The 13,471-nt window shown below is 61.9% G+C and carries 17 protein-coding genes, 2 tRNA genes and 1 pseudogene; 11 read left to right on the forward strand and 9 right to left on the reverse strand.

Going from position 1 to position 13,471, the window contains the following annotated elements; all coding sequences use genetic code 11:
- Positions 1-464: 464 nt before the first annotated feature.
- From LR961_RS11225 to LR961_RS11245, 5 genes and pseudogenes are all read right to left on the reverse strand, one after another.
- Positions 465-926, reverse strand: a complete 462-nt coding sequence (locus LR961_RS11225; protein ID WP_232149055.1) for a hypothetical protein — start codon at positions 924-926, stop codon at positions 465-467.
- A gap of 356 nt (positions 927-1,282) precedes the next feature.
- On the reverse strand, positions 1,283-1,852 hold the full coding sequence (locus LR961_RS11230) for a hypothetical protein (RefSeq protein WP_232149056.1): 570 nt from the start codon (positions 1,850-1,852) through the stop codon (positions 1,283-1,285).
- A 36-nt stretch (positions 1,853-1,888) separates the two neighbouring features.
- Entirely contained in the window at positions 1,889-2,260 is a 372-nt protein-coding gene (locus tag LR961_RS11235) for a hypothetical protein (RefSeq protein WP_232149057.1), read from the reverse strand.
- 3 nt (positions 2,261-2,263) lie between these two features.
- Entirely contained in the window at positions 2,264-2,932 is a 669-nt protein-coding gene (locus tag LR961_RS11240; protein WP_232149059.1) for a hypothetical protein, read from the reverse strand.
- A gap of 247 nt (positions 2,933-3,179) precedes the next feature.
- A pseudogene (locus LR961_RS11245) lies at positions 3,180-4,110 on the reverse strand (SOS response-associated peptidase family protein).
- 53 nt (positions 4,111-4,163) lie between these two features.
- Between LR961_RS11245 and LR961_RS11250 the strand changes: the two are divergent.
- Both LR961_RS11250 and LR961_RS11255 read left to right on the forward strand, forming a co-directional pair.
- Complete coding sequence (locus LR961_RS11250) at positions 4,164-4,406, forward strand: hypothetical protein (RefSeq protein ID WP_232149061.1); 243 nt, start codon at positions 4,164-4,166, stop codon at positions 4,404-4,406.
- Positions 4,387-4,608, forward strand: a complete 222-nt coding sequence (locus LR961_RS11255; protein WP_232149062.1) for a hypothetical protein — start codon at positions 4,387-4,389, stop codon at positions 4,606-4,608. Before LR961_RS11250 ends, LR961_RS11255 begins: the two co-directional genes overlap by 20 nt.
- 31 nt (positions 4,609-4,639) lie before the next feature.
- On the opposite strand, the gene LR961_RS11260 is transcribed toward LR961_RS11255, so the two are convergent.
- Positions 4,640-5,647: an acyltransferase family protein gene (locus LR961_RS11260; RefSeq protein ID WP_232149063.1), complete on the reverse strand. Its 1,008-nt coding sequence runs from the start codon at positions 5,645-5,647 to the stop codon at positions 4,640-4,642.
- Positions 5,648-5,808: 161 nt separating this feature from the next.
- Between LR961_RS11260 and LR961_RS11265 the strand changes: the two genes are divergently transcribed.
- The 9 genes from LR961_RS11265 (at position 5,809) to LR961_RS11305 (ending at position 12,510) form a co-directional block, all read left to right on the forward strand.
- A complete protein-coding gene (locus LR961_RS11265; protein WP_232149064.1) occupies positions 5,809-6,468 on the forward strand; it encodes a site-specific integrase in 660 nt (219 codons plus the stop codon).
- 229 nt (positions 6,469-6,697) lie between these two features.
- Positions 6,698-8,005 (forward strand): tyrosine-type recombinase/integrase, encoded by a 1,308-nt coding sequence (locus LR961_RS11270; RefSeq protein WP_232149065.1) that lies wholly within the window; start codon positions 6,698-6,700, stop codon positions 8,003-8,005.
- The gene (locus tag LR961_RS11275; RefSeq protein WP_232149066.1) at positions 8,002-8,643 is read left to right on the forward strand and encodes a hypothetical protein; all 642 of its coding nucleotides are present in this window, start codon (positions 8,002-8,004) and stop codon (positions 8,641-8,643) included. The genes LR961_RS11270 and LR961_RS11275 overlap by 4 nt, the downstream gene beginning before the upstream one ends.
- An 87-nt stretch (positions 8,644-8,730) precedes the next feature.
- Positions 8,731-8,934, forward strand: a complete 204-nt coding sequence (locus LR961_RS11280) for a helix-turn-helix domain-containing protein (RefSeq protein WP_232149067.1) — start codon at positions 8,731-8,733, stop codon at positions 8,932-8,934.
- A gap of 1 nt (position 8,935) precedes the next feature.
- On the forward strand, positions 8,936-9,181 hold the full coding sequence (locus tag LR961_RS11285) for a hypothetical protein (RefSeq protein WP_232149068.1): 246 nt from the start codon (positions 8,936-8,938) through the stop codon (positions 9,179-9,181).
- 490 nt (positions 9,182-9,671) lie between these two features.
- Positions 9,672-10,328 (forward strand): hypothetical protein, encoded by a 657-nt coding sequence (locus tag LR961_RS11290; RefSeq protein WP_232149070.1) that lies wholly within the window; start codon positions 9,672-9,674, stop codon positions 10,326-10,328.
- 76 nt (positions 10,329-10,404) lie between these two features.
- Positions 10,405-11,283, forward strand: coding sequence for a hypothetical protein (locus tag LR961_RS11295; RefSeq protein WP_232149072.1), 879 nt, complete (start codon positions 10,405-10,407; stop codon positions 11,281-11,283).
- Complete coding sequence (locus LR961_RS11300; protein ID WP_232149074.1) at positions 11,280-11,780, forward strand: DUF5681 domain-containing protein; 501 nt, start codon at positions 11,280-11,282, stop codon at positions 11,778-11,780. The genes LR961_RS11295 and LR961_RS11300 overlap by 4 nt, the downstream gene beginning before the upstream one ends.
- Positions 11,781-11,808: 28 nt before the next feature.
- Positions 11,809-12,510 carry a hypothetical protein gene (locus LR961_RS11305; RefSeq protein WP_232149076.1) on the forward strand — a complete coding sequence of 234 codons (702 nt, stop codon included), beginning with the start codon at positions 11,809-11,811 and terminating at the stop codon, positions 12,508-12,510.
- Positions 12,511-12,527: 17 nt separating this feature from the next.
- On the opposite strand, the gene LR961_RS11310 is transcribed toward LR961_RS11305, so the two are convergent.
- From LR961_RS11310 to LR961_RS11320, 3 genes are all read right to left on the reverse strand, one after another.
- Positions 12,528-12,866, reverse strand: a complete 339-nt coding sequence (locus LR961_RS11310) for a hypothetical protein (RefSeq protein WP_232149077.1) — start codon at positions 12,864-12,866, stop codon at positions 12,528-12,530.
- Positions 12,867-13,006: 140 nt separating this feature from the next.
- Positions 13,007-13,082, reverse strand: a tRNA-Phe gene (locus LR961_RS11315).
- A gap of 223 nt (positions 13,083-13,305) precedes the next feature.
- Positions 13,306-13,381, reverse strand: a tRNA-Ala gene (locus LR961_RS11320).
- Positions 13,382-13,471: the final 90 nt, after the last annotated feature.

A 13,471-nucleotide genomic window follows, 5' to 3' on the forward strand; every position in this document is an offset into this window, starting at 1 on the left:
CAAGCAGCGGGCACCATCCGGCTATCCCACGAGTTCCATTCGACCCCTGAGGCGGCAACGCGCTTTCTCAATGCCTGGGCCGCGAAGTGGCGCAGGGAAATCGAAGATCTGTACGACGGCCTGGCCACGGGCGAGCGCTCAACGGGGCCGGCTGCCGGCTCACCAGACCCTGACCTCCAAGTCCCGCAGCGCAAGACTCGGAAGCGGCGCAAGTAAAAGCCGCGGCCCCCCCAAAAAGGCGACCGGTGGCCAGCCAAGTCACGCGCCATCCGCAGCACGTCGCAGGAATACCCCTGCCTGGGCAGTGTGCGATGACAGGAAGCCGTCTCTTGTCGGCACATTCTTGCGTGCACCTAGGAGACCGGGACATATGAATATGAACTGGGGACGGATGGGCCGCGGCTCACCTGAAGCCATTGGCGCGTACTCTCGGCGCCGGCGTACACGCAGCTTCGAAGTTGGACTCACATGATTGTGCAACGCGACTTCGCATGGTTCTTGGCGGGCTTTGTCGTCTGGGCCTCGTAGTCCGTTTTGGGGTAGTACTGGCCGTCCCAAGTTACGACGCTGTCTCTCGTATCCGCCCTGAAGTCACGGATGGTCCAATTTCCCTCGCGGACGCGCTCTTGAATCTCCTTAAGTCGCTCTGTGTCGAGAGACAACGGCTCGTTCGTGTTTCCTTGCAGGACCACGACCAATACGTCCGGATCATCTTCTAGATCTTTGAAGAGCTTTCCGAGCTTGGCTGCACCGAGCCCGCCTGAACAATGCTGGGCGCGGCCCGAGCAGTAGTGCCCGCCTGCTGGATTCCAGAGGACAACAACCATGCCGCAGTAGCCCATCGGCTTCGTCCAGAATCCCATGGCATTAGGGGCCAGTTCGTAGACGTCATCTGCGGATTCGACTACTTCAGTGAGGTGAGTCATGAGACCCTCGCGCGAATAGTGATCACCATGAAGCGATTGAAGCGCGAGCTCCAAGCTTCCGACCGACAGGCAACCGCAGAATAGGAATGAGCACTGACGGCACCCGTCGTTCCGTCTCACGCTGCGATCCAAGCTGACCCACAGCCCGTTTTGCTGGGTGCATAACGGCCGATTGAACTCAGGTGGTAGATCTGGGTGGCAGGTGTACTCGGTCATGCCGCCGAGGATATGCCCCGGCGCCTCATTGGCTAGGATCAAGCAGCTCGCTTGTATGGCGTAGGCATTACAGATCGATCAACCGGCCCACCCACGCAAGCCAACAACAAGCCCCAATACACACGGCATGGGTCATGCAATCAAGCAACCGAGCGCGCCACACCTTCGTGAGGTCTAAGGAAGTGCATCGAGAGCTTTACGAGCAGAACCCAGAAGCCACGCTGCGTCAGCACAGCAAGCCGCGGAGGGGCACCCTGAATAAACTCGGCAGACGGGAGAGACTGCACTTTGTCCAGTAGTGCCACCATATCCTCTTCCAACCCAGCTCCCGCCGGAACAAACACCAGATCTGTCTTCTGTTGCCGCTTGATAGCTGTGACCATATCGGTGGCTGCCTGCTCCGAAACCCCATTCGCGACGAGCATTTCGCGATAGCGAGACAAGCGAAGGAGAGGGGCCACGGTCAAATCGAGAGGAATCTGCCTACGATTGTCGGGACTAGCGTCACAAGAATTCGAGACAAGTAGAACCCGCTGCGGTCGAACGCTTACTTGACCATCAATGCGTACAACGCAGTTTACGCCATCATAAATATCACCCTGCAAACACGAATCCTCGTGATTTGCAGCCACCATTCCGCGGCCGTTGAGCATATCGTCCAACTCCTGCAGAACGGAATCCAAGTTCTCCTTCATCAAGTCTTCATTCAAGAAAACCTGCATTTCTTCCCTGGACCAGCGCATCTACTAGTCCCAATAGGAATAGAAATTTTGCGAAACGATCTCTTGGATCTTGCGATCGACAGGAGTTTGGGCTTCCTGCAGGAACAGCGCGGCGCCCAAGAGCAAATCGCTCATGAAACCAGCACCACACTTACCTCCCAAAGCGGCCAGATCACCTCTTACAAGCGTGCCTGCGGACGGACGGATGGCTTTGGAAATATGAACCGCCAAATTGCTGTCTGACTTCGACAACGCCGACGACTCGCCGAGAGATGGTGCCACCCACCTCGCCGATGCCGATTGCGCCAAGCTGCCGGCACTCATGGCTCCCGCTGGCGTACCTACACCAGAAGCCGTTGCCGACATTAGTAAAAATGCTAATCCCTTATTGACCATGACTCACCCCTTCCGAATGGTGCGCAATGCATCCTGTGCCGATACGTAGCCTTTCGTCAACATTTCTCTCACACACGCAGCATCAGTGGAATATTCGGGGTGAGAGTTGAAAGCCAGTCGATCATTAAAGTCACCGGATATCTCGACACCGCATGAATCGATAACATCATCAGTAATCACTGGCAAACCATTCTTGAAGCTTACGCGACCTTCGTCCACATTAATAAATGTCTGGACCGAGATATTATTAAAAAAATGATCATCACTTGCCCGAGACCAACGACAAGATACCTCGCCAGCAATATCACTAAAATTCATAGACTCAGCGAAGAATGGCAACATCATCTCAACCGAAAGATTCCTGTTGGGCGCTGGAATCCGGAGAACCGTGGTGATTCCAGCAAAGCTAGGGCCTGCAGTTTTTCGCCAGCCGACGCGAGCAATATCAAACAACAGATCCACCTTGGAGGACAGGTAGCTCAAACATCGCTCTGGGTCGGAGGCCCAGTCCTCCGAATAATTAGCAATGAATGTCACACTGATCTGCGAAATCAATAACTGCGTATAACCTGCTTGGGAGCTAAAAATGACGCGGGGCATCTCGGGACCAAACTCGTCTGGAACCGGCACAATCTGCGGCTGGACGAAGCCATGCTCCGACGCAGCCTTCACAAGATCCTCTATGTCGTTTACGGCCCGCCGAATGAGCGAATTTCGCCCAATGGTAAGTGTGATGCTGTGCTGCACGAGAATTGGTGTCACTTGTGCCGAGCCCCTCAAATGCCTTGCTCTGAGTCTAAAGGAAGAATTCCAACTTGGAAGTGACGGGACCTTGACGGCCCGTTCCCAGCAGAGCATATGGAAGTAAACTGCGGAATTATGCCCTGCCTCTCTCGCACTAGCCAATGGGCTTTGGACTTTATACCGCAACCCGGTGCTCGTAGAACGGGTGCCGCTTGTCGTCGAAGATGTCGTAGAGCGCCTGCAGGTTGGCTGGATCCAGATTCAGCCAGGCCTGCACATGCTCCGGCTTGATGTTGATGATGGTTCGGTCGTGGCCGGCGGCGGCCTTCGGGCTCTGGGTCGTCCATCACTGCAGCGAAGCTCAGTAGGTCCGGCTCTTGGCCCTTCGGGTCGGCCCAGTGTGACCACAGGCAGGCGATCAGCATGGGCTCCCCGGTGCGCGGCACGAACTCCAGGATCTGGCTCTCCCCGTTCACCTCGACGTGGTCGTAAAACTTGGTCGCTACCATCAGGCCATGGGTGTACCCGAACTGCCCCTTCCAGAAGCTTTCGAGATTGTCGCGGCGGGCGTTGTAGGTTCCGGGGTACTTCGTGTCGTAGAGCGCGGGCTTCCCGGCCGGCCGGCACTCATAGCGCATGGGCTTCACGACGACCTTGCCGCCCTCGCTGACCAGCACCGGGCAGTAGTAGCCAGGGAACATCCGGAAGTCGCGCGGCTCCGCCTTCGACCGCTTCAGGTCGGCGATGCGCCCTTTGATCTGCTTGATCTTGTTGCCGGCGATGCGCTGCTCGTTCGCCGCGGTCTTGGTGGGCTTCTCGGCTAGCTTTCGCTCCGCGTCGGCCAGCCGCTTGACCTGTTTGAACAGCTCGGTCTCCAGCTGGGTGACATCCTGGGCGTCCCACTGCCGGATCTCGCTGGCGAGCCCGGACACGGCCGGATCGTCGCTCAGGAGAAATGACAGGTCCAGCGCTCTGGGCGTCTTCGGCCGTTTCTCCCTCCCCCGGTCACGCAACCACAGAGCCGCGAAGGCCTTGATGTCGACGATGGTGCCGAAGTTGCGGACGAACTTCTTGTAGTCGGCTTCGATCTGGGCTGAATAGCGCACGCGTCACGTCCAGTTGACCCGAGCATAACGCCGGCCGCGCATAGGATGCGTTCATGGCAGATATGACCCGCCAACAGCTCGACCACTGGTTGCAGAACCTCGCGGCCCGCATGCACGTGGAGATGGGCAACTCGATGCCCGGCGACGGGATGGAGGCCATGGCCGGCGAGGTCGAGGTCATCGAGCCGCAGATCGGCGTGGCCGACCGAGATTGGCTGCACGACCAGGTCCGCGATATCGCCGAGGCCATCGGCGCCATTGAGGCGGCGAAGCCTGATGACGACGCGCGCAGCTGACTACGAAATGGCCTTCAACGAGATCCGCCACGCCCTCACCGAGCTGGGCGAGACGGAGGCCTTCTGGACCGCCTGCGACGAAGTCGAAGAGCGACTGATCGACCAGTACCCGGAAGACGAGGTCTCGATCATCGAGATGGTGGCCGCGTGGCTGGTGCGGCTGGGCGTGCATCCTGAGGGCGAGCTGCAGGGGAGAGCTTAAGGTCTTGCAGTACTCGCCACTGGTTCATTCACTAGGAAAGTGACTGGTCCCGCCTGCGGCGCAATGCGCCGTAGAGCCAATCGAACGCGGCATCCAATGGACGCTGCAGCATAGCCAGGGAGATAGACAGCACTGTCGCGGCGATTGCCCACACAGCCACCCACGCCCAGCCACCTCCTAGCTCAAAGCGTCGATCAATAAGTTTCACGCCAAGCACGACAAAGGCATGCATTAGATAGACCGCCATAGTGCGACTCCCAAGCCACACCAAACCCCGCTGCGTCGCCGGTACAAGACCGGCAAAGCCGAGCGCTTCACACGCAGACAACAACATCGTCATGAAGCGACCGGCTGCGGGATAGCCGCCGAAGATTGCATGTTCCTCGTACGGCATGCTTCCGCGAAGCACATCTGCATCCATACCGACGCCGATCGCCGCGATGACGACTGCCATGGACCCGACGAACATGCCAGCAGCAAAAAGGCGTGTCTGCTGCATGAAGCCAAGAAGGCTGCGTCCGTGAAGCATGCCGAGCACAAAAAATGGGAGGAAGTAGGCGGTGCGCGATAGGGAAAGCGCGTAGCGGACCTCCGGCGTGAAGCCCGCAGCAAGCGCGACGGCGATACACACGAACAAGGTGCCGGGCAGCTTGCTCAGGACTGGTGCCAGGCAACGCCACACAATCAAGCTGAGGAGAAACCATAGGGCGTAGTACGGCCGAAGCAGACTCGCCGGGTCCAACTCGCCTTTCACTCCAGCTGCTGCGGCTACATAGAGCAGTTGGAAGACGAACAGGGGCAGAACGATGCGACCCACCATGCTCTCAGCGGCCCGCTCCGTAATCTCCTTGCGCGCAAACACTCCTGACACGAATGCAAACAGCGGCATGTGGAAGGCGTAGATCAAGGCCCACACCAACGACATCTGGACAGACCGGCCGCGGAAGTTTTCGACGAAATGACCGAGCACGACCAGAATGATCAGGGCGCCACGAACGGCATCCGCATGGCTGTCTCTGCCCACATACTTCTGCCCCATAAGGCGCTCCTATTAATGAGCGCCGCAGTCTAGGTGGTAGATGAATCCATGCTGGAGGACGCGCCGCCAAAACTGCAATGCAGTCAGTATCAATGTCGCAGCGACCGGCAGATTTCAGATCCCCACACCACGCCGTGCAAAATACGTCTTCAACTGGGCAGATGCTGGCCCTTGTTCGAACCATCCTACGCGCAGCCCATTCCTGGGAATGGATCGACCGGGTCCCGTCTATCAAGCTGCAGGAGAACGGGAAGCCCAAGGAGGACTATCGGTGGCTCACACGGCCCGAGGCTGAGCGCCTGTTCGACGAGCTTGCGGACCACCTCCGCGCACCCTATCTGTTCTCGCTGGCTACAGGATGGCGTGAACAGAACGTGCTGCGGCTGGAGTGGTCGCGCGTTGACCTAAGCCGACGAGTCGCCTGGATTCCGGCGCCGCACGCAAAGGGTAAGCGTGCCATCGGTGCTTCCTTGAACGACCAGACAATGAGGGTGCTGGAGATGCAGAAGGGAAAGAGCAAGGACTGGGTGTTTCCGAACGAAGAGGGTCTCCCCTATACCCGGGGCAACAATCACGGGTTCAAGGCGGCACAGCGCCGGGCGAAGATTCAGCCGCTGCGCTGGCACGACCTGCGCCACACCTGGGCCAGCTGGCACGTGATGGCAGGGACGAGCCTGCGGGCCCTGATGGAACTTGGCGGCTGGCGCTCGTACCAGTCGGTACTGAGGTACTCGCACCTATCGCCAGAGCACCTGGCTCTTGATGCAGCGCGCCTCCCAACTCTGGGGAGTGGTGCAAAAACGGTGCAAGCCCTGAAATAGAAAGGGCTCGCATTTCTGCGAGCCCTTGAATTCTATGGTGGCCGAGGACGGAATCGAACCGCCGACACGGGGATTTTCAATCCTAGGTCAGCTGGTATCAGTGGATACGGGGATCTACTGATACCCATTGTTTATCATGCGCTTGCGGTGCATCCTATAACGGACGGTTCCGGCGTTTGCGGGCGACCCTGCTACCCCGGTGCTACCCAAGACGACCGGAGTGCATGCAGTGGCAGAAACGATCACCTTCACCGAGGCGCGCGTGCGTGCGCTGCGAGATGCCGCCCGAGTGGGCCGCGTTGAGTACCAAGACGGCAAAGTGCCAGCACTGCGCCTGCGGGTCAGCGCTACGTCGGCCAGTTGGTCGGTGTTGAAGCGCATTCCTGGTGGCCCGATGCGTCGCGTGCAGTTGGGGTCCGCGGATGACTTGCCGGTGGAGCAGGCACGCAAGCGCGCTCAGCTGGCGGTCGGGGCCATGCTGGAAGGGCGCGACCTGTCTGCCGAGAAGCGCCAGCGCCGGGTGGAGTCTGAGCGCGCCAGCCTGACGCTGGCTGATGGGCTGGCGATCTATCTGGCTGAAAAGGACGGACTGCGGCCGGCGACCCGCTCCACGTATGAGCGAGACCTGCGGACCACGTTCGGCGATTGGTGGGACAAGCCCCTGGCCGAAATGACGCCGGAGTGGGTTCGCGACCGCCACCGGAACCGGAAGACGCGCCCCATTACCGCTCAGGCTCGCGTGGGGCACGCGCGTGACCGCGACCGCATCACCGCAAGTCCGGCGCGTGCGGACGGCGCTGTGCGAGCGCTGAGGGCCGTCGTGAACTACCTGCGTGCCGAACGTGACCTGGACCTGCCGGATGTTGCGCGCCGGATCACTGCCACCAAGGGCTGGGGCAACGTGCCGCGGCGCAAGCGCGCGCTACTCGGGCAGGCGCTGGCCGAGTTCGTCACGTCGGTCCGTGGATTGCCCGACGATCTGCCGCCCGACCTGGCCGGCACGCAGCGCGACCTTGTACTGCTGATCCTGTGCACCGGGCTGCGGTGGACCTCTGCCGCTGGACTGCATTGGACCGAAGTTGATTTCAAGGCCAAGACGATCACCGTCCCTGCCGACCGCATGAAGGGCAAGCTGTCCCATGCACTGCCCCTGGGGCCGGCAATGCTGGCGATGTTGAAGGCGCGGGCGGCAGCGCCAAGGTCGCCCACGCTGGTGTTCCCCGGCCTGGATCCGGACAAGCCCCTGGGTCGCCTGTCAGTGCGATTCCTGGCCAAGATTGCGGATGCCGAAGGCAACCCCATCACCTGGTCGCCCCACGACCTGCGTCGCACCGCGCTGACGCTGCTGGAAGCGATGGATGTCTCCGCCTACGCCTTGAAGCGCATCGCCGCGCACGCGCAGTCCGGCGACGTGACCGCTGGCTACCTCGCAGACGATGTGGAACGGCTGCGGGTGCCGATGGAGCGGTTGGAAAGTGTGGCGCTGGCTGAGCCGCGTGACGGTAACGTCGTCCCTTTGCGTGTGGCCGGCCGATGAAAGGCAAGGCCACAGTCGTCGTTGAATCGCCGCCCGCCCTGCCCACGGTACTGACGAGCGACGGCGGGGAGAGAGACGCGGCGTTGCTGGACGCATATGCCCGCTGGGAGGCGGAACGCAGGGGCGCGACTCTTGCCGGGTCGATGGCGTATGCAGCAGAGCAGTGGAAGGATGCTGGACTCGATCCCAGCGCTGTCATGCAGGCCATCGCGGACGGTGGAGAATCCATCCTTGCCGAAGCGGTGATGGCGCTGACGAAGCGACCGCAGGTCGAGGTCAGGAAGCCCCGTCAAGGCAAGAGCAAATGGACCCACAGGGAACAAGGAGAACTGGTGCTGGCGGTGTGGCGCGGCCTCGTCCGGAAGCGAGGCACCGCGTCCCCTCTCGAACCCAATCCCAAAGTCACCATCCGCACGGTTTGCAACGGGCTTGTCGGTCGGAACGGTCAAGAGAAATGGCGCGGGATGTCAGGTCAAGGATTGGAAGCCCGCCACCGGGAGGCGTTGAAGTCCCCGGCTGGGCTCTTGCTTGATCGTCTGCTGACCGAGGCGGCGCGCGCTCGTTTGCAGGGGAAGATGGACGCCGACGAACTCGCCGTTCTGATCGGTTACCTGGATCGCTTCGTCGCTTCGCTGTAGAAATCGCGACGAAACTCGCACAACAGCGACCTTCGTTGCTGCGCGGCACGCACGCTTGTCCCAGACATACCGATGGGACACGTCACCATGCAGCAGAACACTCAGTCCGTCCGCCTGTCCGAGCGTGACGCGGCCTCTTTCCTTGGCATCACCCAGCGCACGCTCCAAGATTGGAGGTTGAGGCGTCGTGGTCCGGCCTACATCAAGCTCGGGCGCCGCATCGCCTACGACAGGACCGACCTCGAACAGTTCCTGGCGGCCAATCGCGTCGAGCCGGCTCAGGGTTCCTGACATGGATGCCCACGCGCACGTCGCCGCGCTGGCGGCGCTGTACCGCCATCGGCAGCCGGATGCGCAGGAACTCGCAAACGACCTGCAGGCCTTGGGCGACGAGATTCATGCCCGGCTCTCGGCGCTTCACCGTGCGCCGAATGCAGACGATGCCGAACGGCTGGCTGTGGGCCTGGAAGGCGCACGGCGTCACCTGCTGCAGCTTGCCGAAGCGATCAGGCGGGAGGTGCCGCGTGCTGGCGCCTGAAATGAAACGCCCGGCTTGCGGGCCGGGCGAGGCAGGGACCGACGACGGGACACTGCATGGCCACGATAGCGGCGCTCGTGTGGGCCAGCAAGGGCATGCAGGACTTGTGGGTTGCTGGCGCCTAGTAGGCGCAGCGTCGCGCCGTCCTGACTTGTCGCGCGGGGACATCGCCGTGCTGTGGGCGATCTTGGACCGCATCGGCGCTGACGGCACGGCATGGCCGGGCTATTCACGCATCGCGACCGACGCCGGGCTGTGCCGTTCGACGGTGACCCGGAGCATCCGGAAGCTGGTCGTCGGCGGCATCCTGCAGCGCGACTCCGGCGGGCCGGGAAAGCCGAACCGTTACCGGCCGGGTAGGTGCAGCGACGCACCTAGGTGCGAGGGTGAGCCTAGGTGCAGCGATGCGCCTAGGCGCAGATATGAGCCTCGGGTAGGCGCGCCGACGCGCCTCGGGGTAGGCGCACCGACGCTCCCCGAACCTGCTTCATTGAACCTGCTTCATGAACCTGCAAAGGCCACCGTGCATTCGGCCGCGCCGACTGCACTGCATGCCGATGATCCGGAGAAGATCGACAGCCAAGGGGGCGCTGGCAATACGCCGACACCGGGCGCGCCTGCTGATGAACTGCCTGTCGATCCGGCATTGCCGAAGCGCATCCGCGGCGAGAAGCCGGCGCAGACCGCGGCACGGTTTCCCGAGTTCTGGGCCGCGTATCCCGTTAAGAAGGGTCGCGCGAAGGCGCTGGCGAAGTGGAAGGCGAAAGGGCTGGATGCGCACGCCGACAAGCTGATCGCCCATGTGCGCCGCATGGAAGCAGAGGATGACCAGTGGGGACGTGGCTTCATCCCGCATGGCGACACGTACATCAACGGTGAGCGCTGGACAGACGAGCCGATGAAAGACAAGCAGGTGACGGCCCAGGCACCGCCGCCGGAATCGTTCGGCGCGAAGGCCGCACTGGCGAAGTCAGAATCCAAGCTGGAAAACGCCCTGGCGTGGATCCGGCAGCAGCGCAGCATCGGCGCCTATGGCGAGGGCGAGGCGGCCGACGCGGAAATGCGCAAGGCCATGGCGGAAGCAACCGAGAAGCATCGAAACACGGCAGCTTCGAGCGGGGAAGCGAGACGGCCCGCGCCCACCTGACCCAGCTGTTACTGCGCCCGTGCCCCAGCCCGCCGCGCTGCACCTGATTCCTGACCCACCATCATTGAGGCCTTCCATGACCGACCACCCGAACGATGTAGCTGCACGCCAGGCGGCATCGATGTATCCCGACATGACGACTCATGCACCCGCCAACGACTCCGGGCGCACCACTTCCTCGTCCGCTGGCTCAGACGCTCGCACTCCTGCGGCACGACCCACGCCTCCGGCCACCAGCGCCTCGCCGCGCGATCTGCCCTGGGAACGGATGTATCCCGAGATGAAGCGGGATGAGGGTGCTGTGACTTCGGCTGCAGTGAACGCCGATGCGAAGCCGACGCAGGACGGATCGAAGTTCGACACGATGTACGGCGACATGCATCGTGAGCCGGAGCAGCCGGATGCAACGGTTGATGAGCTTGTCGCGCAGCCGCTGACCGATGCGGACCGCATGTATCCGGATGGCGGGCGCCCTCTCGAAAGCGCCGACGACTACGACCAGCAGACGCTGAGCGAGCCTTTCGACACCCTGCAGATGCAGGCCCGCTTTGACGGCAACGAAGAAGAGGCAGCGATTCTCGCTGAGGGGCGGCAGCAGGCCGCGGCTGTGCTCCATGGCATGGCGGTGCCTTCCGAAGCGGCACGCGAGATTGCCGGCGAGCTTGAATTCTGGAACGCGCGCTGGATCAAGGGCGATCTGCCCGGCCTGGACGAGATGGATTCCACCCGTCAGAAGACGGAGGCCTCGCTGCGCAAGGAATGGGGACCCAAATACAACGCCAACGTGCAGTTGGCCAGGCAGGCTTATCAGGACGCGGCCAAGCAACTGCCATGGCTGCGCAACCTGGTGGAGGACGCCGGGGCCGGCAACAGCGCCGCGCTGCTGCGGCACTTCGCCATCATCGGCCTCAACAACGCCCGCAACAGGCGGGGATCAGGGAGCAACAGGAAATGAGCAGGTTTCAGAAGGGCCGCAGCGGCAACCCTGCCGGACGGCCGCCAGGCACGAAGTCAGCCCAGAATCTGATTCGTGACCTGCTGCGTGACGGCGTGGTCACCGAAGACGATCTGCGCGCAGTCGTGGCCGCTGTCATGACGAAGGCAAAGGATGGTGACCTGGCCGCCGCCGCGCTGCTCCTGGACCGCACGATTCCGAAGCTGCGTCCTGCAGTGGATGCGGCCGAGGAAGAAGAAGTCGCCGCCGCTCGTGCGCGCGGTGCCCTGTCCGCAGGCTTTGGCGGCTCGACCCTGGAAGACCTGGTGGCGGGTTCTCTTTCCATGGTCGTCATGACCAGGCCCACAGAGCAGCCTGCAGCTTCCCAGCACGCCGCGACAGTGCTGCCGACACAGGCATCCGCGGCAGCACCACCTGCGAAACCAGCACCGCCCATCCGCATCACCGTGCCGGCGGCGCCGGATGTCGACCACGGTGAACCCTACAACCCCCTCTGACTGCCCACTTGCCTAACCGGAGAACACCATGACCACCACCAACGGAAACACCAGTACGCGTTCCGCGGCTGAGACGCGCGCGGGACTCAACGCACGCAGAAGCGAGCTTAGCGCCAGCATCCGCGACCTCATCAAGGCACAGGAGCGCATTGCCTTGGAAGCGGCGGAAGGCGATGTAGCAGCGCCGCAGCGCCTAGCATCGAACTATGCAGGTGTGAACGGCGCAACCAACGAACTGCGTGCCATTGAAGCCGCGCTGCGCGCGCTGGATCAGCGCGATCACAATGAGAGCATGCGCGCCAGCCTTGATTGCATCGAGTCAGATCGGGCGAAGGCCCATGCTTGCGTGCAGGCAGTGCGGCCGGCGTTTGATCGCGTGGCCACTGCCTTGGAGACGCTGGGCCGGGAATGGGCTGCATTGCAGCAGGCTCAGGAAGCTGCACGCCGGATGGAACGCGCGCACCGCGGCCAAACTCACAACGACCTTGCCACTGCTGGTGCGGCTTCGGTTTTCAACAGCGCTGCGAGTATCGACGCGACTCCGTTGGTGCAGGGCCGGCTTTGGCTGGCGGTTGGCCACCTGGATCCGAATCATGAGATGGTCAAGGCCACTCCCGCCGCGCTGGATGCGCAGATCGGCAAGGCCCTGCTGACCATCGATGAGGGGCTGCGTCGGCGGGAGCAGTACATTCGCCAGCAGCTGGCCGACGATCCCGGCCAGGCTGCGTGATGGCTAGGCGGTCTGCGTCAGATCTTTCCAAACGTGAAGGTGAAGCGCTGGCCACCCAGGTCGCCGTATCCGGTCCCACGCGTGCCGGTAGATACGAATTGGAAGGGGCCTGTGCGCCCGTCATCGCAGGTGAAGACGCCTTCGCCCTTCCTGCGTTCGGCATAGACAAACGTCCCTTTGCAGGTGGCGCCCTTGTTGGAAACGATGGATAGCTCGCCACCGCCGTCCATTCGGCCGGTGGCGGTGCCAGTGAACTGCTCATCGGATCCTTGGATCTGACCGCGGACAGGCAGCGTCATGCTGCAGGCGGACAGCAACAGTGCGCCAACCGACGCCGCGGCAAATTGTCGAAACATTTTCGATCCCCCTGATTTGACGTGGCGTGCTACCCCGGTGCTACCCAAGGCCCGGCACTCGCCAACGAACTCTGAAAATAAAAAAAGCCCCGCATCGCTGCAAGGCTTTGTTTCATCGAATTTTATATCGCAATCAAAACTGGTGGCCGAGGACGGAATCGAACCGCCGACACGGGGATTTTCAATCCCCTGCTCTACCAACTGAGCTACTCGGCCACTTTGTTCTCGTTGGCGTTGCCGCCGGCGAGGACGCGAATATTACGCATGTGCGCCGGATTGGGCAAGCGAATTTCACAAAAATTTTCACATGCCACGAATTCGGCCTGAAAAGCCCCGCCGCGGTACCAACGCCGTCATGACAGCAGGCTCCACATCGGGCCGGCGAACCACACAAACGAAAAGAGCCGCATCTCCCGATGCGGCTCTTCCCTTGAAGACTTGGTGGAGCGGAGGAGGATCGAACTCCCGACCTTCGCATTGCGAACGCGACGCTCTCCCAGCTGAGCTACCGCCCCACGCGGTGTCCGGATTCTAGCGCGCTCTTTCGAGCTGCGCCAACCAGGGCCTTGACACCTGCCCCGCCAGCTGAAACAGCAGCTGCTGCG

Origin of the sequence: Stenotrophomonas sp. SY1 (assembly GCF_021202945.1) — a bacterium.
Taxonomy (GTDB): domain Bacteria; phylum Pseudomonadota; class Gammaproteobacteria; order Xanthomonadales; family Xanthomonadaceae; genus Stenotrophomonas.